Here is a 20894-nt window from a genome sequence, read left to right as displayed (position 1 = left end):
TTCTGGACAGAGCGTGTCGGTGGGGACCGCACTCGCTGGACACATCGTCGCATATGATGCGAATCTGATCCCCGGTCGTCCACATCGGTGGCGACTCACCCGAATGTACTCCTCGCCCTTGGAGGCCCTCATGTCGTCACGCCGCATCACGCCGGTCCTCGCGTTCGGAGCCGTCGCGCTCTTCGCGCTCGCAGGTTGCTCGGGAGGGAACTCCGCGAACACGAGCGAGTCGTCCCAGGGCTCCGACTCCCTCGTCATCGACACCGCGTTCTCGATCGAGACCACCGACCCGGGTCACACCTACGACCCGACCGGCAACATGATCGCGAAGGCGCTGTACGAGACCCTTGTCGACTTCGAGGGCTCCGATGTCTCCACGCCGGTCCCGGGTCTCGCCTCGTGGGAGCAGAACGACGAGGCGACCGAGTTCACGTTCACGCTCGAAGGCGACCGGGTCTTCTCCGACGGCTCGCCGATCGAGGCCAAGGACGTCGTGTTCTCGCTGCAGCGCATCCAGGGCATGACCGACGCCAAGCCGAACTTCCTCCTCGGCGGCCTCACCATCACCGAGGTCGACGAGAAGACGATCCAGATCACGTCCGAGACTCCGCTGCTGCAGCTTCCCGCGATCCTGGCGAACCCGGCGCTCGGCATCGTCAACTCCGACGTGGTGATCGAGAACGGCGGCACGATCGACGGCACCGACGTCGCCCAGAAGTTCCTCGACGGGGAGTCCGCCGGCTCCGGGCCGTTCGTGCTCGACACGCTCGACCTCAGCTCGCAGGTCGTGCTGACGCCCAACGAGGCATACAACGGCGACGAGGAGACGGCCTACTCGCGCGTCGTCGTGCGCAACGTCTCGGAGAGCGCCACCCAGCTCGCCAACCTCAAGGGCGGCGACTCGATGGTCGCGATGGACCTCAACGGCGACCAGGTCGCGGGTCTCGGCGACGACATCTCGGTCGACTCCGTCCCGTCAGGCCAGACCATCTTCCTGCTGCTCAACCAGTCCGAGGCCGTCGCGGGCGACCTGGCGAACGTCAAGCTGGCCGAGGCGATCCGGTACGCGCTCGACTACGACGCACTTCTCGAGCTCGCGGGCGCCGGATCCGTGCAGGCGACCGGAGTGATCCCGCCCGGCTTCGAAGGCGCACTCGAAGACGGCGTCGACCAGGACCTCGACAAGGCAGCGGCCGCGCTCGAGGAGGCCGGCTACGACGGTCAGACGCTGAAGCTGCAGTTCCCCAACGACTACCCGGTGGGCGGCGTGGAGTTCATCCCGCTCGCCGAGCGCGTGCAGGCGCAGCTCGAAGACGCGGGCATCACGGTGGAGCTGGCGCCCGCGCCGTTCGCGACCGAACTCGACGCCTACGTCAACGGCACCGAGGGCTTCGGCCTCTGGTTCTGGGGTCCGGACTACGCCGACTCCGCGAACTTCCTGCCCTTCGCCCCTGGTCTGAAGGTCGGCCTCCGCGCCGGCTGGGCCGCTGAGGCGAACCCGGAGATCGCCGGCATCGCGGCGGGTGCTGCCGCCGCGACCGACCCCGAGCAGCGCACGGCCGCCTTCACTGACTTCGCCGAAGCGATGCAGGCGGAGGGGCCGTTCGTGCCGCTGATCGTCCCCGGGCGCAACATCTCCTCCGCCGACAGCGTGCAGGGCGCCGTGTACAACTCCGTCTGGGAGATGGACATCGCCGAGATCACGCCCGCCGGCTGAACGGACATCCCATGACGACAGTGGCGGTGCAGAGGCAGGCGCAGCGGCGCCGCTCGCCTCTCGTCGGATACCTGCTGCGGCGGGCCGGGACCTCCCTGCTCCTGTTGGTGGGCGTGACGATCGTCACGTTCGCGCTCACCAACCTGGTGCCGGGAGACCCGGTCTCGGCCGCCCTCGGTGAGGGCGCGTCGCAGAACCCGGCGACCCGAGAAGCCTTCATCAAGGCGAACGGACTCGATCAGCCACTGTTCGTGCAGTACTTCATCTACATGGGGAACCTGCTCCGCGGGGACCTCGGCACGTCGCTGGTGACCGGACGCCCGGTCACCAGCGACCTCGCCACCGCGGTTCCGCGACCATCGAGATCGCGATCGGCGCGATCATCGTCAGCCTCGCGGTCAGCATCGTGCTCGGCACGCTCGCCGCCTACCGCCGAGGGCTCGTCACAGACCAGGTGATCCGCGTCGTCACGCTGATCGGCCTGAGCGTGCCGACCTTCTGGCTCGCGCTGGTCAGCTTCTACGTGTTCTTCCTCGAGCTCCGCATCGCGCCGGGGTCCGGACGCATCTCGCCGTCGATCACGCCACCCCCGCGTGTGACGGGCCTCTACACGGTCGACTACCTCCTGAACGGCGACGCGGTCGGCTTCTTCGACGCCCTCGCCCACCTCGCGCTTCCGGTCATGGTGCTCTCGCTCGTGACCATCGGCCTGCTGACCCGGTTCATCCGCACCTCGGTGCTCGAGGTCCTCGGCAGCGACTACGTGCGCGCGGCCAGGGCCAGGGGCTCCCTGCCCTGCGCGTGATCCTCGACTACGTGCTCCGCGGCGCCTCGCTGCCGATCCTCACCGTGGTGGGTGTCGCGTTCGGGGCCCTGCTGTCGGGCACGGTGCTCGTCGAGTCGGTGTTCGCCTGGCCCGGACTCGGCACCTACGCCTACAACTCCGCCGCGAACCTCGACCTGCCGGGCATCATGGGCGTCGGACTCGTGGTCGGGGTCATCTACCTCCTCATCAACTTCGTCGTCGACCTGCTCTACGGCGTGCTGGACCCGAGAGTGAGGATCGCATGAGCCGCATCGCCGCAGCCCACCGGCCGGGCGCTTCCGCTTCCGCTGGCCCCGCGCCTGGCGCACCCCGCTCGGCATCATCGGCACCGTCGTCGCCGGGGCGTGGGTGATCGTGGCCTTCACCGCGCAGTGGTGGGTTCCCTACCCGCCGAATGCGCAGGTGCTCCCTCGTCTGCAGGCACCGGGCATCGACACGTTCCTCGGCACCGACGGCAACGGCCGCGACATCTTCTCGCGCCTGATGACGGGTGCGACGGTGAGCCTCCCGCTCGCGCTCATGCTCGTCATCGCCGCGATGATCATCGGAACGCTGATCGGGGCGCTCGCCGGATACTTCGGCGGCTGGGTCGACGAGACGCTGATGCGCATCACCGACCTGTTCATGGCGTTCCCCACCGTGATCCTGGCGATGGTGGTCGCCGCCTCGCTCGGCCCCTCGCTGTTCAACGCCGTGATCGCGGCGATCGTGGTCTCCTGGCCGCAGTACTCCCGCGTGACGCGCAGCATCGTGTTGAGCCTGCGGGGGCAGAACTACGTCATCGCCGGTCGGCTGCTCGGGCACTCGCCCGCCCGCACGCTGTTCGTCGACATCCTCCCGAACATCGCCGGCCCCGTGCTGGTGCTCGCGACTCTCGACATCGGCGCGGCGATCCTGCTCCTCTCCGGACTCTCCTTCCTCGGCCTGGGCGCGCAGCCGCCGACGGCCGAGTGGGGATCGATGATCTCCGGCGCGATGCAGAACTTCGACGCCTGGTGGCTCGGCGTCTTCCCCGGTCTCGCGATCCTGACCGTCGTGCTGGCGTTCAACTTCCTGGGCGACGCCATGCGCGATGTGCTCGACCCCACGGCCGAGATCACGCACGAGAAGGCGGCCGAGCACAAGGCGTCCGCGACGGGGGTGGCCGCATGAGCGTTCAGGGAACCTCCGTCCTCAGCATCCGGGATCTGACGATCGACATCGGGCGGCCCCTCGTGAAGGGTGTGTCGCTCGAGCTCGAGGCCGGTCGCATCCACGGCCTCGCCGGCGAATCCGGTTCGGGCAAGACGCTCACCTCGCTCGCGGTGCTCGGTCTGCTGCCGCGCCAGGCGCGCACGGGCGGCTCGATCTCCCTGGCGGGCGAAGAGCTGGTCGGGTTGAAGCGCCGCTCCCTCAACCGGGTGCGCGGCATGCGCATCGCGATGGTGTTCCAGGACCCGTCGGCCTCGTTGCACCCGCAGCTTCCCGTCGGACGTCAGCTCACCGATCACATGCGCGTGCACCTGGGGCTCAAGGGGCTGCGGCGCGGCAGCGCGCCGTCGAACTGCTTGAGACCGTTCAGGTGCCGAACCCCGAAGAGGCGCTGAAGCGGTATCCGCACCAGTTCTCGGGCGGCCAGCGTCAGCGCATCGCGATCGCCTGCGCCCTCGCGTGCGACCCCGAGGTGCTGTTGGCCGACGAGCCCACCACCGCGCTCGACGTCACGGTGCAGGCCGGCATCCTGAAGCTGCTGCGCGACCTCGCGACCGAACGGAACCTTGCCGTCCTGCTCGTGACGCACGACCTCGGCGTGATGAGCGCGATCGCCGACAGGGTCGCCGTCATGAAGGACGGCCGGATCGTGGAGCTCGCCGACCGCGAGACGCTGTTCCGCGATCCGCAGCACGACTACACGCGCATGCTGCTCGCGGCCCTGCCGGGTTCGCGGATCGACGAGGCGCCGGAAGGGCAGGCTGCAGATGAGTGAGGTCGCCGTCCTCGACGCGCAGGATGTCGTCGTGCGCTACCCGGGAAGCCCGCCGGTCGTCGCCGTGAACGGTGTGTCGATCAGCGTCTCCGCCGGCGAGACCGTGGCCCTCGTCGGAGAGTCGGGAAGCGGGAAGTCCAGCCTCGCGCGCGCCGTCGTCGGCATCGAGAAGATCGCGGGGGGACGGTGCGTTTCCGTGACGCCCCAGTGACCCCGCTCGGGATCCGACGCCGATCGACGGCGCTGACGGGCATCCAGATGGTGTTCCAGGACCCGGCGACGTCGTTGAATCCGCGACGCCGGGTCGGTGACCAGGTCGCGGACGGCATCGCGACGGCGCGGGCTCGCGGCGCGGCAGGTTCGACCGTCGAGGAGTGGCTCGAGCGGGTCGGCCTGCCCGCGGAGGTGCGCACACGCTTCCCGCACCAGTTCTCCGGCGGGCAGAAGCAGCGCATCGCGATCGCCAGGGCTCTGGCCGCCAGGCCGTCGCTCCTCGTCGCCGACGAGCCGATCTCGGCGCTCGACGCGTCGACGCAGACGAGTGTCGCCGGTCTCATGCGCGACCTGGTGGCGGAGTCCGGTGCGGGAATGCTGTTCATCTCGCACGACCTCGCGGTCGTCCGCCGCATCGCGGACCGGACCTTCGTGATGTTCGGCGGGCGCGTGCTCGAGTCGGGACCGACCGACCGGCTCTGGGCCGCGCCGCAGCATCCGTACACGCAGGCGCTGCTCGCCGCGATCCCCGAGCCCGACGGCGCCGGCCGCATCCCCGCTGCTCCCTCGGTCGATGACCGCGCTGTCTGGGCCGAGATCCCGCCCGTCGCATACTGACGGTGCGACGGGCGGCGGCCCGTCAGCGTGGGGGCAGTCGTCGGCCGGTCTGACGCCAGATGAAGAAGCAGATGGTCCAACTCACGGCGTCGATGAGGCCGACGCCGATCAGGGATGACGAGGGCGACCACGCTCGGGTGATGAAGAGCACGAGATGGAGGCCGACGATCGGAGCGATCACGATGGTCGCGAACGTCGCGGGTTTCAGTCGGGATTTCATCGGCGTTCCCGGCGTTCCCGGCGAAGGAGCGATGAAGCGACCAACCCGACGGTCGTCGCGAGGGCGATGAGGACGCACATAACCACCGAGGTGACGAAGTCGGTGATCGCGCCCTGCTGGCGGGCGATCAGGAATGCGAGCGCCGTCAGGATGATCGCGCAGAGAATGATCCAGCGAATACGGTTGATCATTTCGAACCCGTCTCTATCTGTCACTGCGAAGAGCGTCCGATGTCAGCGGGTGACCGCGCATCGATCTCAGTAACATTTTACCTCTTGGTTCGCGGCCGAGCTCGCGATCTGGGCGGGTGGCTGCGTCGCGGCTGCGCGGGATGGATAAGCTTAGGCAACCCTTACCCAACGGAACGGTGCCTCATGCCTCTCATCCGCTCGAAGGCGCTCACCGCGCTGCTCGCCGTCGTCGTCTCGGCGGCCGTTCTCACCTCCTGTGCCCCCGCCGCCGATGACGCGGGCGGTGACGCGCCCGCCGGCGACGCCGACGCGTTCCCCGTCACGGTCGAGCACGCCTACGGCGACACCACGATCTCGGAGCAGCCCACGCGCATCGTCTCGGTGGGCTACACCGAGCAGGACACGCTCTGGGCGCTGGGTCTCGAGCCCGTCGGCGTGACCGATTGGTACGGCGACTACGACTTCGCCTCCTGGCCGTGGGCCGACGAGGCGCGCGACGGCTCCGAGCCCGAGGTGCTCGGCACGAGCGACGGCCTGGACTTCGAGGCGATCGCCCTGCTCGACCCCGACCTCATCATCGGAACCAACGCCGGCATGACGGAGGAGGACTTCGACCGTCTGTCGGACATCGCCCCGACCGTGGCGCACTCCGGCGACTACTCGATGTACTTCGAGCCGTGGGACGTGCAGACCCTGCAGATCGGCGAGGCGGTCGGCATGAAGGACGAGGCGCAGAAGCTCGTCGACGACATCGACGCGAAGTTCGCCGAGGCCGCCGCCGCGCATCCCGAGTTCGCGGACACGTCTGTCGTGTTCCTGCAGAACGCGATCTACGACGGCTCGGCGATCGCCTACCAGGACGGCCTGAGCACCGACTTCCTCACCGATCTCGGATTCACGATCCCGTCGGAGATCGACGCCTACGCTCCGGACGACTCGTCGGGCGGCCAGGCGTATATCCCGGTCGAGAACCTCGACGTGCTCAACGCCGCCGACGTGCTGATCTGGGGAACCGAGTCTGACGACGACATCACGGCGCTCGAGGGCGAGGCGTTCGTGACCGCGATCGACGCCATGAAGAACACGTCGGTCGTCTACACCGACGGGGTCACGGCCGGTGCGATCTACTTCACTTCGCCGCTCAGCCTGCCGTACGTCCTCGATGCGCTGGTGCCCGCCCTCGCGGAGGCCGTCGCGGGGAACGGCCCCGCCCGCACGGCGGGTGACCGCGAGCACGCGCTCGGGTCGCGGTCCGCGCCGGTCATCCACCGGACGGACCGCGCTCGTCGTCGTGCTCGCGCTGCTCGCGCTCGCCATCGCCGCGGGCGTCGGACTGACCGTCGGCACGAAGATCGTCGGCCTCGACACCGTGCTCCGGGCGATCACCGACTTCGACGGGAGCGACGCGCAGCTCGTCGTCCGCGAATCGCGCATCCCGCGCACCGTGCTCGGCATCGTCGTCGGCCTCGCGCTCGGAGCCGCGGGGGCGATCATGCAGGGACTGACCCGCAACGCGCTGGCCGATCCCGGCCTCCTCGGCGTCAACGCCGGCGCATCGGTCGCCGTGGCGATCGCCGTGGCGGCGCTCGGCATCAACGCCTTCCCGCAGCTCATGGCCTTCGCCCTCTTCGGCGCGCTGGTCGCGACCATCGTCGTCGTGCTGCTCGGAGCCGTAGGCGGCGGAAGCCCCGTGACGCTCGTGCTCTCGGGGTCGCGCTCACCGCGGTGCTCGCGGGCATCACGACGGCCCTCGTCCTCCTCAACCCCACTGCCTTCCTGCACATGCGCAGCTGGGAGTCCGGCGCGCTCGCGGGGCGCGACCTCTCGATCCTCCTCGTCGCCGGACCCGCGATCGCGATCGGCCTCGTGCTCGCGCAGCTCATGACCGGGGCCTCGACCTGCTCGCGCTCGGCGACGACACCGCGGCTGCCCTGGGGGTGAAGATCGGCATGCTGCGCACGGGCTCGGTCGCCGCCGTGACGCTCCTCGCCGGCACCGCGACCGCGGTGGCGGGACCGGTGGCCTTTCTCGGACTCGCCGCCCCGCACATCGCGCGTGGTGTCGTCGGGCCATCGCAGAAGGCCGTCGTACCGCTGTCCGCTGTGATCGGTGCGATCGTCGTGGTGCTCGGCGACGTGGTCGGGCGGGTGATCATCGCGCCGCAGGAGGTGCCGGTCGGCATCGTGATGGCGTTCGTCGCCGCGCCGTTCCTGATCTGGATCGGTCGGCGCAGGAACCCGGTGCAGATGTGAACGCCCCGACTCGCGCCGACATCCGCCGTGCACGCCGCACCCTCGACCGGCGCGGACGCTGGGCGATGGGCATCCTGGCGACGACCCTGCTCCTCACCTTCCTCGCGAGCCTGTCGATCGGCGACACCGTGCTCTCGCCGATCCGTGTGATCCAGGCACTGTTCGAGACGCAGGGCGGCATCCGCATGGTGGTCGTCGACTGGCGTGTGCCCCGGGCGCTCGCCGCGGTGTTCTTCGGGGCAGCACTCGCGCTCTCAGGCACGGTGTTCCAGACCATCACGCGCAACCCGCTCGGCAGCCCCGACGTGATCGGGCTCACGACCGGCGCCTATACCGGCGCCCTGATCGTCATGACCAGCGGCAGCGGGTCGGGCATCGCCGTCGCGATCGGCGCCATCCTCGGCGGCTTCGCCACGGCCGCACTGGTCGCACTGCTGATCGCCGGGCGCGGCGCCCTGGGGTACCGCATCGTGATCGTCGGCATCGGGGTGAGTGCGGTGCTCGCCGCCCTGAACTCCTGGATGCTGTTGCGGGCACGGCTCGAGGTCGCCGTCTCCGCCGCGATCTGGGACGCCGGTTCGTTGAACGGCGTCGGCTGGCAGCAGGCCACCGTGCCGATCGTTGTCGTGACGGTGCTGATGGTGCTGCTGGTCCTCGCTCGACGAGGCCTGTGGCTCATCGAGCTCGGCGACGATCTCGGCACCAGTCTGGGCGGACGAGTGGGCCTCACCAAGGGGGGACTGGTGACGATCGCGGTCGGACTGACCGGCGTCGTCACCGCGGTGATCGGTCCGATCGCCTTCGTATCGCTCGCGGCTCCGCACCTCGCGAAGCTCATCGTCAAGAACGGCCCGGCTCATCTGCTGGCGACAGCGCTGATGGGAGCCGTGCTGCTCGCGCTCGCCGACATCATCGGCCAGAACCTGGTGCCGAAGCATGCGCTCCCCGCCGGCGTCGTGACGCTGGTGCTCGGCGGCGTGTACCTGATCTACCTGGTGGTGCGGTCGGCGCGGCGGCGCTTCTGAGGTGCACGCGGAGGGTCGAGCCCGGCGGGTGCTGTGGCTATCATGTCTCGGTGTCGGACCGGGAAGATCTGAGAACTGTTCCAACAGCGCCTCTGCAGGGGGTGCGCGTGCTCGATGTGTCCACGCTGTTCGCGGGGCCGCTGGCCGCGACTTTCCTGGGGGACTTCGGCGCCGACGTCATCAAGGTGGAGCATCCGACCCGCCCTGACGCGTCGCGGGGTCACGGGCCGCAGAAGGACGGCGTCAATCTCTGGTGGAAGACGCTCGGCCGCAACAAGCGCACCGTGACGATCGACCTCGGTGACGCCGCGGGGGCCGACGTGCTGCTGCGCCTGGTGGCGGACGCCGATGTCATGATCGAGAACTTCCGCCCCGGCACCCTCGAGCGCTGGGGCTCTCTCCCGAGCGGTTGCTCGAGGCGAATCCCCGCCTCGTGCTGGCGAGGGTGACGGCGTTCGGGCAGTTCGGGCCCTATGCCGCGCGCCCAGGATTCGGCAGTCTCGCCGAGGCCATGAGCGGGTTCGCGGCGCTCACCGGGGCGCCGGACGGGCCGCCCACGCTGCCCCCGTTCGGTCTCGCCGACGGGATCGCCGCACTCGCCACCGCCTATGCCGTGATGGCCGCCCTGCGTGGGGCCGAGCGCGATGGACGGGGGCAGGTCGTCGACATGGCGATCATCGAACCCATCCTGATGCTCCTTGGCGGGCAGATCACGGCGTGGGATCAACTCGGCATCGTGCAACCCCGCACGGGGAACCGCTCGGTCAACAACGCCCCGCGCAACGTCTACCGCTCGCGCGACGGGATCTGGTTGGCGGTGTCGACGAGTTCCCAATCGATCGCCGAGCGCGTCATGACGGTCGTCGGCCGCGCCGAGCTGATCGATGAGCCGTGGTTCCGTTCCGGACACGATCGGGCGCAGCACGCGGATGAGCTCGACGCTGCCGTGCAGTCGTGGATCGGTGCGCACGACGCCGAAGAGGTGGTCGCCGCGTTCGAGGCCGCGTCCGCAGCGATCGCCCCTGTCTACGATGTGCGCGGCGTCGTGGGGGACCCGCAGTACCGGGCGCTGGGGACGGTCGTGCGCGTCGACGACGAAGACCTCGGCGACATCGCGATGCAGAACGTGCTGTTCCGGCTGTCGCGCACGCCGGGCTCCATCCGGTGGACGGGGGGCGCGCACGGCGCCGACACCGCCGAGGTGCTGCGCGACGCCGGGTTCTCGGAGGGGGGAGATCGCCGACCTCCGCGGGAAGGGTGTGGTGTGATGATCGGCCAGTACCGCACCGGACTCTATGTGCCGGGCGACCGCCCCGATCGCTTCCTCTCGGCCGAGGAGAGCGGCGCCGACCTGGTGGTGTTCGACCTCGAGGACGCGGTGTCTCCCGAGCGCAAGTCGGCCGCGCGGGAAGCGGTCGTCGAGTGGCTGCGGGATGGACGGAGGGCAGCGGCCGCTGCGCAGGTGCGCGTGAACGCCGGCTCCGACGCGGATCTGCGTGCCGTGGCCGACCTCGCTCCGGACATCGGTGTGCGTCTGCCGAAGGTCGAGACCGTCGCCGACCTCGACCGCGCCGCAGCGCGGGTTCCCGGTCGGCCTGTCGTGGCGCTCCTCGAATCGGCTCGGGGAGTGGTGAACGCTGCCGCGATCGCCGCGCATCCGGCCGTCGTGGCGCTCGCGCTCGGCGAGAGTGACCTGCGCAGCGAGCTCGGCGGGGGCGAACCCGTGATCGCCCATGCTCGACTGTCGATGCTGTTCGCCGCACGCGCCGCGGGACTGCCTGCCCCGATGGCGGCGGTGTACCCCGCGATCCGCGATCTCGAGGGCCTCGCCGAAGACACCCGTCGCGCGTCAGAACTCGGGCTCATCGGACGGATGGCTGTGCATCCGCTCCAGCTCGCCGTGATCGCGGCGGCCTTCGCGCCGAGCGACGACGACATCGCCTGGGCGCGGGGGAGGTCGTCGCAGCGCTGCGCGGGGGAGGAGTGGCGACGCTTGCTTCCGGCGAGATGGTGGACCCCGCGATGCGCGGGCGCGCGGAACGGATCCTCGGTGCCCGCGCACCGGGGTCTTGACACCCTGGGTGAGTCCGCCTAGATTCCCTGCAGCCCGAATATCGCCATTTTGGAAACGTTTCCACAATGGCGGGATGGAAACGTTTCCGCTCGATGAGGAGAACCATGGGGACGAAGCCGACTCTGCACGAGGTCGCCGCTGCGGCCGGCGTCTCGCTGGCGTCCGCATCGCGTGCCCTCACCGGTCGATCCGCGAGCCCGGAGATGGTGCGCAAGGTCCGCACGGCGGCCAAGCGCATCGGCTACCTCCCGGATGCCACCGCGCGCTCGCTGCGGCTGGGAGGACGCCCGCAGGTCGTGTTCGCCGTCGATGACATCGGCAACCCGAACTACGTGCAGATGCTCCGCGCGATCGAGGAGGAGCTGGGGAGACGACCCGCATCAGCGTCTCGGCGACCGGCCGCCGCCCCGACCAGACGGTCGAGCTCGTGCGCATGCTGAGCATGGGAGCGGGCGACGGCCTGATCATCTCGCCCCTGCGGGTCACGCCGGCGCTTCGGCAGGCGCTGGCCGACACCGTCGTGCCCGTCGTCGTCATCGGCACCCTGCACTCGGAGCTCAGCATCGACAGCGTCTTCGTCGACTCCGCCGTCGCGGTCGGCATGGTGGTCGACCACCTCGTCGAGATCGGGCGCACGCGCATCGGCGTGATCAACGGTCCAGGCAACACGAACCCCGGAGCGGCCAGACGAGCCGGCTTCGCCGCCGCCGTCGAACGGCACGGCCTCGTGCGCACGGACGCGCTGCAGATCACCGCGACCGACTTCACCGTCGGCGCGGGTGTGGATGCCGCTGAGCGCATGCTCGCAGCGGCGTCGGACGGAGGAGAGTCGATCGACGCGATCGTGTGCGCCAACGACCTGATCGCGATCGGCGCGATCAACGCCATCCGCCGTCGCGGCATGCGGGTGCCGGAGGACATCGCCGTGACCGGCATCGATGACACCGACCTGGCCGCGCTGTACAGCCCCCGCTCACCTCCGTCTCGCTGCAGTCCGAGCGGCGAGGGCGGATCGCCGCGCGGATGCTCACCGAGCGCTTCGCCGACCCCTCCCGTCCGACCAGGCGCGAGACGGTGGAGGCCACGCTCGTAGTGCGGGCCTCGACGATCGGAGAGTCCTCGTGAGCGGCACCGCAGTCCGGACCGACCGTGCGAAGAGCGCGGCGCCCAAGCCCGGCGGACTCGCCAGGTCGCGGCGCAACGAGGCGATCGGCCTCGTCATCCCCACCCTGATCCCGATCCTCCTGCTCAGCGTGGTCCCGCTCTTCATCGGCGTCGCCACCGCGTTCACCGACTCGCGGCTCGCGCGCCACCACGACACGCAGTTCATCGGCTTCGAGAACTTCATCAAGCTCGGCTCCGACACCCAGTTCTGGCAGTCGTTCGGGATCGGCATGATCTGGGCGGTCACGGTGACCGCGCTCCAGCTGATCGGCGGACTCAGCCTCGCTCTTCTGCTCAACACCGACCTGCGCTTCCGCGGCATCACCCGCGTGCTCGCGCTCATCCCGTGGGCGATGCCGCCCGTGGTCGTCGCCGTGATGTGGCAGATGATCTACTCGCCCACCAACGGTCCGTTGAACTGGCTGATCGAATCGCTCGGCGGCCCCGAGAACATCAACTGGCTCGGCGACTTCGGACTCGCCCTGCCCGCCGTCATCCTCGTCGGTGTCTGGGTGGGCATGCCGCAGAACACCGTGGTGCTGCTGGCGGGTCTGCAGCAGGTTCCAGGCGAGCTGCTCGAAGCCGCGGCGGTCGACGGTGCAGGCACCTGGCGTCGATTCGTCAGCGTCACCCTGCCGGCGCTGCGCCCGGTGATCTTCTCGATCGCGAGCTTGAGCTTCATCTGGAACTTCAACTCGTTCGGCATCGTCTACGTCATGACCGAGGGCGGTCCTGGCGGACGGACGATGCTGCCCATGCTGTTCACGTACCTCGAGGCCTTCAAGTCGCGCAACACCGGCGGTGCCGCGGCGATGGGCGACGTGATCGTCGTGTTCCTCGTCGCGATCCTGGTGATCGCCCTCTGGCGCCAGCTGCGTCCGGAAAGGAGCGCACGATGACCCAGAGCACCCAGACCCGCACCCTGGTCACGCAGAACACCACGAAGAGGCAGCGCGCGAAGATGAACCGCCGCACCAGGAAGCTGCTCGTGCGTGTGCTGCAGTACGTGGCGCTCGCAGGGTTCCTGATCTTCCTCGGGTTCCCGCTGCTGTGGTTGATCTCGACCGCGTTCAAGTCGTCCGCCGAGATCAACTCGCTCGCGGTGAACCTGCTGCCCCTGCAGCCCACGATCGACAACTTCGTGGTCGCGCTCGAGAGGCAGGGTCTCGTGCGTGCGGCGGGGAACAGCCTTCTCGTGGCGGTGGCGACCACGATCATCGTCACGCTCCTGTCGATCCCCGGCGCGTACGTGATGGCCAGGTTCCAGGGCAAGCTCCGGTCGATCGGCGTCGGCTACATCCTGGTGAGTCAGATCTTCCCGGTGATCCTGATCGTCATCCCGCTGTTCTTCATCCTCCGGTCGGTCGGGCTGGTCGACTCGCTCCTCGGACTCGTCGCGGTCTACTCGGTGTACACGCTGCCGTTCTCGCTGTGGATGCTGCAGGGCTATGTCGCCGCGATCCCGTACGACATCGAGGAGGCGGCGTCCATCGACGGGGCGAACAAGGCCCGCACGCTGCAGCGGGTCGTGTTCCCGCTGCTCATGCCCGGACTCGTCGCGACGGCGATGTTCAGCTTCGTATCGGCGTACAACGAGTTCTTCTTCGCGCTCGTGCTGCTGCAGTCGCCCGAGAACTACACCCTCCCCATCGCCCTCAGCACGTTCGTCGGCGGCGAGGGGAAGGTCGCGGTCGGACCGCTGGCTGCCGGTGCGCTCCTGTCGAGCATCCCCAGCATCGTCTTCTTCACCCTGCTGCAGAAGCGCCTCGCCACGGGTCTGCTCTCGGGCGCCGTCAAGGGCTGAACGCACACGACTTTCCGCAAGTCCCATCACACAAAGAAAGAGGTATGAAGTGAAGAAGCTTCATCGCGCGTCCATCGCGCTCGCCGCGGGTGCGGCGACGGCGCTGATCCTCGCGTCCTGTTCCGCAGGCGGCGACACGACCGACGACGCCGGCGACGGCGAACCGGTATCGATCACCTTCCAGTCCTTCTCCGACCAGCCGGCCGCGATCCAGGCGACCAAGGAGATCGTCGACGCCTGGAACGAGGACAACCCCGACATCGAGGTCGACATCGTGCAGGCGCCGACCGACAGCCTGGACGACAAGCTGACGACGCAGTTCGCCGGCGAGGTCGCCCCCGACATCATCCACTACGAGGTGCTGGGCATCGTGCCCTTCGCCCGTGACGGCTACGTCGCCGACCTGGGCGAGCTGCTCAGCCAGAAGACGATCGACGACATCGACCCCGGCGTGCTCTCCTCGGTGACGGTCGACGACCAGATCATCGGCGCCCCGACCGAGCTGCAGACGTACGTCGAGTTCGCGAACAAGACGCTGCTCGAGGCGGCGGGCGTCGAGATCCCGACCGGCGACTCCATGACGTGGGACGAACTCGACGAGATCGCGAAGGCCACCACATCGGGCGACGTGCACGGCATCACGTGGGGTCTCAAGAGCCCGACGGCCGCCTTCATGAGCCTGGGCATGGGCTTCGGGTCTGAGTACTTCACCGGCGAGGGCGAAGACATGAAGGTCGACGTGAAGGACGCCGACCTCGAGGTGCCGAACCGGGTGCGGTCGATGATCGAAGACGGATCGGTCGACCCGATCGGCGTCACGCAGTCGGGCTCCGACGTGCTGGCCACCTTCTATGCGGGCAAGGCCGCCATGACCGTGCAGGGCTCGTACCAGGTGGCGAACATCGCCACCGACGCGCCGGCCGACCTCGACTGGGTCGTGCTCCCGCCGCTCGCGGGCTCTGAGGGCGCGGTGCAGGCCGCGAACCCGCAGACGCTGTCGATCAACATCGACTCGCCGCACCAGGAGCAGGCCGCGAAGTTCATCGACTACTTCATGCAGACCGACAACCTCGTGAAGATGAACATCGCCGACGGCCTCATCCCGACGACGGTCTCGGCACGCGAGGCGCTCGCCGAGCAGACGGCCGACCAGAACGGCTGGCCCGAGATCGTGAAGTCGGCCGAGGGCCTCGACGGCCCCGCCTTCCTGCAGGCGAACGGGTTCGTCCGATGGAAGGACACCGTCGCGACTCCCGCGTTCCAGAAGTTCCTGGGCGGCGAGATCGACGACAAGTCCCTGACATCGGAGCTCGACGACGGCTGGGCACAGGTCAACGGTTGACGACGGTGGGGCGGATGCACGCATCCGCCCCACCTCTAAGAGAGGAATGGCATGAGCTGGATTCGGGAACGCACGGCGGCCGTACTCGCGGGGTCGGCCATCGGCGACGCCCTGGGCGGGGCGGCCGAGGGGTTCAGTCCGGAGAAGATCAAGGAACGATACGGCGGACGCATCACCGGGATCGTGCCGCCGTACCACCTGGACTGGCAGACCGCCCGCCCGGTGAGCCCGTACCACAAGGGCGACGGCCACATCACGGACGACACCCTGATGACGCAGGCCCTGATCCGGGTGTACGCCCAACGACGCGACCACATCGACGCGTTCGCGGTGGCCGAGTTGCTGGTGCCGCTGCTGCAGACCGAGGTCCGCTGGATCCCGGAGCTGGAGCGGGAGTCGATCCTGCTGCAGCGCATCTTCCTCGCGGAGAAGTGGCTGGTGACGCGGTTGCAGTACGGCCACGTCGACCCGCGGGAAGCCGGCGTGGGCAACGTGGTCAACTGCGGCGCCGCGATGTACATGGCGCCGGTCGGCATCGTCAACGCGGGCAACCCCGAGGCCGCGTACGCCGAGGCGATCGACGTCGCCGGCGCCCATCAGTCGAGCTACGGCCGCGAAGCCGCGGGCGTCTTCGCGGCCGCCGTCGCGGCATCCGTCGCCCTCGACGCGACCGTCGACTCGGTGATCGATGCCGCATTGCGCGTCGCGCACGACGGCACGGCAGCGGCGATCCGGGCCGTCGTCGACGCCGCCCGCGGGTTGCCGTCCGGCGCCGACGTCGATGCGATCGGCGTCGCGCTCCGTGACGCCATCCGCCCGTTCGACACGGTGGGGGATGCGTACCGCGAACCGCTCATGGACGCCAGGGTGCCGTCGCGGACCAAGGCGATCGAGGAGCTCCCCGTGGCGCTCGGGTTCCTCGTCGCCCATGACGGCGCCTTCCTGCCGACCGTGCTCGGCGCCGTGAACTACGGCCGCGATTCAGACTCGATCGCCTCGATGGCGGGAAGCCTGGCAGCGGGCATCGGTGGCGGCGCCGTGATCCCCGCGGACATGCTCGACACCATCGCCACGGCGAGCCGCGTCGACTTCGAGGAGTACGCGACCCTGCTGACGGACGTCGCGACCGAGATCATGCAGAAGGATGCCGCCAGAGCCGAAGCCGACATCCGCCGCGTCTCGGCCCTCCAGGGGGCGTGATGCGCCTGACCTGGGCACAGCCGGAAGACCTGCTCCCGCACGAGCTGGTGCAGTCCCGCGTCGAAGGCAAGGACGTGGAGGGGATCGCCGAACGCTGGCGCACCGCGGGCGGGGGACTCGACCCGGTGCGCGGAGGCGCGACGGCACAGGCGGCCTCAGACGAACTGCGAGCGCTCGCGCGGAAGTTGCTGGTCGAACTCGACGCGGTTCCGGTGCCCGAGGCGGAGGCGACCTCGTGGGCGGAGCTGCGGACGGAGCTCGAGGGCATCCCCGCACCGATCCCCGCCCCCGCCGAAGAGGTCCTGCTCGGCCGGGTGCACGGGGGCGTGGGCCGGCCGAGCGGCCGGGTGCCTCTGGGGCAAGCCGGTCGAGAAGATCCCGCGCGAAGGGATCGAGGAGATCCTCCGGGCGACCGGTCGCTGGCCCCTCGACGACTACTTCACCGCCCGGGGCTGCCCGACGACGTCGCGCGGCGCTGGCCGTGGAACCGACGCTCCGCGGTCAACTCCCTGCAGGAGAACATCGACGGGATGCCCGAGGACGACGACCTCAACTATCCCCTGCTGAACCTGCGGGTGCTCGAGACCAGCGGGCGCGGGTTCTCGACCGGTGACACCGCTCAGGCGTGGCTCGGCGACCTTCCGGCCGGGCGCACCTTCACGGCCGAGCGCATCGCGTACCGCAACCTCCTCGACGGGTATCGGCCGGACGAGGCCGGCCGTGTGCGCAATCCCTTCCGGGAATGGATCGGCGCCCTGATCCGCACCGACGTGTACGGGTGGGTCAACCCCGGCGATCTCTCCGAAGCGGCCAGGATGGCGTGGACCGATGCGCGCCTCAGCCATACCCGCAACGGCCTGTGGGGCGCGATGTGGGCCGCGGCACTGACCTCCGCATCGCTGGTCGCCCGATCCGTCGACGAGGTGCTCGACCTCGCAACCACCGTCGTCCCCGACGGCAGCGACCTCGCCGCGGCGATCGCGCACGGTGCCGAGCTCGGCCGCGGAGGCCTCGACGACTCCGCGGCGCTCGACGCACTGCACGCCGCCTACGGACACCTGCACTGGGTGCACACCGTCAACAACGCGGCCCTCATCGCCTTCGCGCTCGCCCGCAGCGGCGGGGACTTCGCGCGGGGAGTGCCGCTCGCGGTGATCGCGGGGTGGGACACCGACTCCGCCGGGGCGACGGTCGGCTCGGTCCTCGGCGGACTCGCCGGCATCGACGCCCTGCCCGCGCGTTTCATCGAGCCGCTCCAGAACCGCATCGCGACCAGCCTTCCCGGGCTCGACGGCGTCGAGATCGATGCTCTTGCCCGCCGCACCGTCGCCCTGTTCCCGACCCGCTGACCCCTCAGAGAAAAGGATCTCCATGACCTCTCCCACGCCGACCCTGCAGGAGCGCGCCCGCGGCTCGCTCGCCGGACTCGCGATCGGCGACGCGATCGGCCGGCCCGTCGAAGGCTTCTCCGCCGCAGAGATCCAAGCGGCGCACGGGCGTGTGACCGGGTACCTCGACCCCGAGCCCGCCGGCAGCGACGACACCGAGTACGCGCTCCTGACCGCCAAGACCGTGCTCCGCGTCGGCGTCGGGGCGACGGCAGACGACTTCGCCCAGACCTGGATCGAAGACGTGCTCCCGCAGGCGGACGATTTCAAGGGGGCGGCTTCAGCGAGATGGCCGCGATCGACAACCTGCGCCACGGCATCCGCCCGCCGCTGAGCGGCGACACGATGCACGGGTGGAGCGACGGCCTGGCGATGCGGGTGAGCCCGCTCGGGATCGTGGCCGACGGCGACGTGGAACTCGCGCGTCGACTGGCCGAGGCCGACGGCGCGGTGAGCCACACGACCGAGGGCATCTGGGCAGGAGTGGTCGTCGCGGTCGCCGTGACCTGCGCCCTGACGGGAGCTGACGCCGCGGCCTGTTACGACGCGGGTCTCGCGGCCATCCCCGCCGACAGCTGGACCGCACGGAACCTCCGCGACGCCCGCGACCTGGTGCACTCCGGCCTCGACGACGACGCGCTCGCCCGCGCTCTCCACGACCGTCTGGCCGTGGCCGACTACTTCTGGGCGGACCTCGCGCCCGAGGCGGTCGGACTCGCGATGGCCTCGGTGCTGCACGCCGAGGGACGAGCGGCCGACAGCATCCTGTTCGCCGTCAACATGGGCCGCGATGCCGACACGACCGCCGCGATCGCCGGATGCATCGGGGGTGCGATCTCGGGTATCGGCGACCTGCCGGAGGAGTGGGTGGCGGGGCTGCGGCCCGTCGCCGGCTCGTGCATCCGATCCATGGCCGGGATCCATCCGCTGGACGCCGCCGACACCCTGACCCGCATCGTCGAGGAGGCGCGCGCATGACCACCCCTCTGATCGATCTGTTCACCCGCGGGATCGTCGCCGGAGAGTCGGCCTCGTCGACGAACGCCGACTTCCGCGTGTACGCCCTTCCTCCCAAGCGGGTGAACCGGGTGCGCATCCTCGCGAAGCTCGGCGACGACGACCGCACCACGACGATCCCGCGGCCCTTCACGCACGCCGCACCGCCGAGCGTCCTGCACCCGGGAGCGGGCGAGAACATCGAATGGTTCGCGTTCTCGGCACGGCAGCATGTGCGAGGGTTCGGGGTGACCGAGTGGCTCGAGCTGGCCGAGCTCGAGGCCGACCCCGACGGGGACTGCGCGCCCGCATCGGCACCAAGCTCGCCCTGCAGAACCTGCGCCGTGGGCTCAGGCCTCCCCAGTCCGGACACGACAACGCGCACTACTTCGACGACATCGCGACGGTGCGGGCGCTCGCCGCGGTCGCCACGGGTGCGACCGACGAGGCAGGGGCGGATGCCGAGGTGACGCACTCCCTCGACGGGGTGTGGTGCGCACGGGCCAGCGCCGTCCTCTTCGGCGCGCTGATCGAGGGCGCCGGCGCCGCCGATGCGGTCCGTCTCGCCGTGGAGGAGCTGCCGCAGAGCACGTGGAGCCGCCGGATGGCGGAGACTTCGCTGCAGGTCGCCGCCGGAGCGAAAGGGCCCATGGATCGTGCTCGACGTCTGAGCACGCAGGTCGGCGACTGGGTGTACAGCTACCCGGTCGCGGCGCCGGAGACGTTCGGGTTCCTGCTCGCGCACATCGCCATGGCCCAGGACGCGGACGACCTGCTGCTGGGCGTCCTCGCACAGCCGCGCAACGCCGCGACGCTGCCGGCTCTCGCGGGGGCGGCGGCGGCGGTGCTGTTCGGGGAGGACTGGATCCCGGAGGGCCTCGAGCCGAGCGGGATCCGTCTCACCGGTCTCGCGATCCCACGGTTCGCCGGTCTCACCGTCGATGAGGCGATCGATCGGTGACGCGCGTATCGTTCCCCGCGGAGGAGCAGACATGGGCGTGATCGTGATCGGCAGTGCGAACGAAGACACCGCGGTGTCTGTTCACCGGCATCCCGGCGGCGGTGAGACGGTGCTCGGCGCGATGGAGGGCGTCGGTGCGGGTGGCAAGGGGTTGAATCAGGCCGTCGCCGCAGCCCGCGCGGGAGCCGGGACGACGTTCATCGGCGCCGTCGGCGATGACGAGGCAGGGGCGCGCCTGCGGTCGACGTTCGCGGCGGAAGGGGTGCGCACGCACCTGGCGATGTCGGACAGCGTGACCGGAACCGCGTTCGTCATGGTGTCCGACGGCGGCGAGAACGCGATCGTCGTCGTGCCCGGGGCGAATCAGGACGCCGAGGCGCTCACGCGCGAGGCCGATGCCGCGCTGGGTGAGATCGGGGCGGGCGACATCGTCCTGGCGCAGCTCGAGATCCCGGTCGACGTGGTGTTCTCGGCTTTCCGCCGGGCGAGGACCCGCGACGCCGTGACGGTGCTCAACGCGGCCCCGAGCATGTCGCTCCCCGGCGAGGTGCTCGATGCCGTCGACATCCTCGTGGTGAACGAGCACGAGTGCCTCGAGGTGGCGGGCGGCGATCGACACGACGTGCGCGAGGCGGCGCTGGCCCTCGCCGGGCGGGTGCCTACCGTGATCGTCACGCTCGGCGCGAAGGGAGCACTCCTCGTGTCCGGCGGTGATTCCACGATGGTCCCGGCCCATCCGGTCGAAGCCGTCGACACGACCGCTGCGGGAGACACGTTCTGCGGTGCGCTCGTGGCGCGGCTCTCCGATGGCGAGGACTTGGCCGCCGCCCTGGGGTTCGCCCGCCGCCGCCGCGCTGTGCGTGCAACACCATGGTGCGTCGGCCTCCGCTCCGTCCGCGCGCGAGACCCTCGATTTCCTCGACGCGCACTCGGCGTA

General features: G+C 69.9%; 26 protein-coding genes and 2 pseudogenes. 26 read left to right on the top strand and 2 right to left on the bottom strand.

Translation table 11 applies throughout. The features are described from left to right. Positions 1-130: 130 nt before the first annotated feature. The 9 genes from G4G29_RS20150 (at position 131) to G4G29_RS23730 (ending at position 5340) form a co-directional block, all read left to right on the top strand. Positions 131-1717: an ABC transporter substrate-binding protein gene (locus G4G29_RS20150; protein ID WP_183151346.1), complete on the top strand. Its 1587-nt coding sequence runs from the start codon at positions 131-133 to the stop codon at positions 1715-1717. An 11-nt stretch (positions 1718-1728) separates the two neighbouring features. Continuing rightward, positions 1729-2175, top strand: coding sequence for an ABC transporter permease (locus G4G29_RS23200; protein WP_244632255.1), 447 nt, complete (start codon positions 1729-1731; stop codon positions 2173-2175). After that, on the top strand, positions 2124-2522 hold the full coding sequence (locus tag G4G29_RS23195; protein ID WP_244632254.1) for an ABC transporter permease: 399 nt from the start codon (positions 2124-2126) through the stop codon (positions 2520-2522). Before G4G29_RS23200 ends, G4G29_RS23195 begins: the two co-directional genes overlap by 52 nt. After that, complete coding sequence (locus tag G4G29_RS23190) at positions 2519-2788, top strand: ABC transporter permease (protein WP_244632253.1); 270 nt, start codon at positions 2519-2521, stop codon at positions 2786-2788. Before G4G29_RS23195 ends, G4G29_RS23190 begins: the two co-directional genes overlap by 4 nt. 103 nt (positions 2789-2891) lie before the next feature. Then, the gene (locus G4G29_RS20140) at positions 2892-3695 is read left to right on the top strand and encodes an ABC transporter permease (RefSeq protein ID WP_244632252.1); all 804 of its coding nucleotides are present in this window, start codon (positions 2892-2894) and stop codon (positions 3693-3695) included. Next, positions 3692-4129: an ATP-binding cassette domain-containing protein gene (locus G4G29_RS23185; protein WP_244632251.1), complete on the top strand. Its 438-nt coding sequence runs from the start codon at positions 3692-3694 to the stop codon at positions 4127-4129. Before G4G29_RS20140 ends, G4G29_RS23185 begins: the two co-directional genes overlap by 4 nt. Next, a complete protein-coding gene (locus tag G4G29_RS23180) occupies positions 4087-4509 on the top strand; it encodes an ATP-binding cassette domain-containing protein (RefSeq protein ID WP_244632632.1) in 423 nt (140 codons plus the stop codon). Before G4G29_RS23185 ends, G4G29_RS23180 begins: the two co-directional genes overlap by 43 nt. Further along, entirely contained in the window at positions 4502-4720 is a 219-nt protein-coding gene (locus G4G29_RS23175; RefSeq protein ID WP_244632250.1) for an ATP-binding cassette domain-containing protein, read from the top strand. Before G4G29_RS23180 ends, G4G29_RS23175 begins: the two co-directional genes overlap by 8 nt. Beyond that, the gene (locus G4G29_RS23730; protein WP_274601205.1) at positions 4717-5340 is read left to right on the top strand and encodes an ATP-binding cassette domain-containing protein; all 624 of its coding nucleotides are present in this window, start codon (positions 4717-4719) and stop codon (positions 5338-5340) included. Before G4G29_RS23175 ends, G4G29_RS23730 begins: the two co-directional genes overlap by 4 nt. A 22-nt stretch (positions 5341-5362) precedes the next feature. Here G4G29_RS23730 and G4G29_RS20125 read toward each other — a convergent pair whose 3' ends face one another. Both G4G29_RS20125 and G4G29_RS20120 read right to left on the bottom strand, forming a co-directional pair. Next, positions 5363-5560 (bottom strand): hypothetical protein, encoded by a 198-nt coding sequence (locus G4G29_RS20125; RefSeq protein ID WP_183151345.1) that lies wholly within the window; start codon positions 5558-5560, stop codon positions 5363-5365. After that, positions 5557-5751 (bottom strand): hypothetical protein, encoded by a 195-nt coding sequence (locus G4G29_RS20120; RefSeq protein ID WP_183151344.1) that lies wholly within the window; start codon positions 5749-5751, stop codon positions 5557-5559. Before G4G29_RS20120 ends, G4G29_RS20125 begins: the two co-directional genes overlap by 4 nt. A 39-nt stretch (positions 5752-5790) precedes the next feature. Between G4G29_RS20120 and G4G29_RS20855 the strand changes: the two are divergent. From G4G29_RS20855 to G4G29_RS20045, 17 genes and pseudogenes are all read left to right on the top strand, one after another. Continuing rightward, positions 5791-6846 (top strand): annotated as a pseudogene (locus G4G29_RS20855) (ABC transporter substrate-binding protein); the annotation flags it as partial. 67 nt (positions 6847-6913) lie between these two features. Then, positions 6914-7636, top strand: coding sequence for an iron chelate uptake ABC transporter family permease subunit (locus G4G29_RS20850; RefSeq protein ID WP_244632631.1), 723 nt, complete (start codon positions 6914-6916; stop codon positions 7634-7636). 52 nt (positions 7637-7688) lie between these two features. Continuing rightward, on the top strand, positions 7689-8003 hold the full coding sequence (locus G4G29_RS23165) for an iron chelate uptake ABC transporter family permease subunit (protein ID WP_244632249.1): 315 nt from the start codon (positions 7689-7691) through the stop codon (positions 8001-8003). Then, complete coding sequence (locus G4G29_RS20105) at positions 8000-9028, top strand: iron chelate uptake ABC transporter family permease subunit (RefSeq protein ID WP_183151342.1); 1029 nt, start codon at positions 8000-8002, stop codon at positions 9026-9028. The genes G4G29_RS23165 and G4G29_RS20105 overlap by 4 nt, the downstream gene beginning before the upstream one ends. A gap of 107 nt (positions 9029-9135) precedes the next feature. Continuing rightward, positions 9136-9477 carry a CoA transferase gene (locus G4G29_RS23160; protein ID WP_244632248.1) on the top strand — a complete coding sequence of 114 codons (342 nt, stop codon included), beginning with the start codon at positions 9136-9138 and terminating at the stop codon, positions 9475-9477. Next, a complete protein-coding gene (locus G4G29_RS23155) occupies positions 9438-11123 on the top strand; it encodes an aldolase/citrate lyase family protein (RefSeq protein ID WP_244632247.1) in 1686 nt (561 codons plus the stop codon). The genes G4G29_RS23160 and G4G29_RS23155 overlap by 40 nt, the downstream gene beginning before the upstream one ends. Positions 11124-11206: 83 nt before the next feature. Continuing rightward, positions 11207-11542 carry a LacI family DNA-binding transcriptional regulator gene (locus tag G4G29_RS20845; protein WP_202045435.1) on the top strand — a complete coding sequence of 112 codons (336 nt, stop codon included), beginning with the start codon at positions 11207-11209 and terminating at the stop codon, positions 11540-11542. Beyond that, positions 11536-12195: a substrate-binding domain-containing protein gene (locus tag G4G29_RS20840; RefSeq protein WP_244632630.1), complete on the top strand. Its 660-nt coding sequence runs from the start codon at positions 11536-11538 to the stop codon at positions 12193-12195. Before G4G29_RS20845 ends, G4G29_RS20840 begins: the two co-directional genes overlap by 7 nt. 28 nt (positions 12196-12223) lie before the next feature. Next, a complete protein-coding gene (locus G4G29_RS20085) occupies positions 12224-13165 on the top strand; it encodes a sugar ABC transporter permease (protein ID WP_183151340.1) in 942 nt (313 codons plus the stop codon). Next, a complete protein-coding gene (locus G4G29_RS20080) occupies positions 13162-14070 on the top strand; it encodes a carbohydrate ABC transporter permease (RefSeq protein ID WP_244632246.1) in 909 nt (302 codons plus the stop codon). Before G4G29_RS20085 ends, G4G29_RS20080 begins: the two co-directional genes overlap by 4 nt. Before the next feature lie 49 nt (positions 14071-14119). Continuing rightward, entirely contained in the window at positions 14120-15412 is a 1293-nt protein-coding gene (locus G4G29_RS20075; protein ID WP_183151339.1) for a sugar ABC transporter substrate-binding protein, read from the top strand. 51 nt (positions 15413-15463) lie between these two features. After that, positions 15464-16612, top strand: coding sequence for an ADP-ribosylglycohydrolase family protein (locus tag G4G29_RS20070; RefSeq protein ID WP_183151338.1), 1149 nt, complete (start codon positions 15464-15466; stop codon positions 16610-16612). Beyond that, a complete protein-coding gene (locus G4G29_RS20065; RefSeq protein ID WP_202045431.1) occupies positions 16612-17961 on the top strand; it encodes an ADP-ribosylglycohydrolase family protein in 1350 nt (449 codons plus the stop codon). Before G4G29_RS20070 ends, G4G29_RS20065 begins: the two co-directional genes overlap by 1 nt. Positions 17962-17983: 22 nt before the next feature. Continuing rightward, on the top strand, positions 17984-18334 hold the full coding sequence (locus G4G29_RS20060) for an ADP-ribosylglycohydrolase family protein (RefSeq protein ID WP_183151337.1): 351 nt from the start codon (positions 17984-17986) through the stop codon (positions 18332-18334). Further along, entirely contained in the window at positions 18289-18978 is a 690-nt protein-coding gene (locus G4G29_RS20055; RefSeq protein WP_183151336.1) for an ADP-ribosylglycohydrolase family protein, read from the top strand. The genes G4G29_RS20060 and G4G29_RS20055 overlap by 46 nt, the downstream gene beginning before the upstream one ends. A 223-nt stretch (positions 18979-19201) precedes the next feature. Continuing rightward, positions 19202-19957: an ADP-ribosylglycohydrolase family protein gene (locus G4G29_RS20050; RefSeq protein ID WP_244632245.1), complete on the top strand. Its 756-nt coding sequence runs from the start codon at positions 19202-19204 to the stop codon at positions 19955-19957. Beyond that, a pseudogene (locus G4G29_RS20045) lies at positions 19938-20738 on the top strand (ribokinase); the annotation flags it as partial. The gene G4G29_RS20050 and the pseudogene G4G29_RS20045, both read left to right, overlap by 20 nt. Positions 20739-20894: the final 156 nt, after the last annotated feature.

It is taken from the genome of Microbacterium sp. Se63.02b, from assembly GCF_014171575.1.
Taxonomy (GTDB): Bacteria; Actinomycetota; Actinomycetes; order Actinomycetales; family Microbacteriaceae; genus Microbacterium.
Note: the sequence above shows the minus strand (reverse complement) of the source record. Positions and strands in the feature narration are given on the sequence as shown.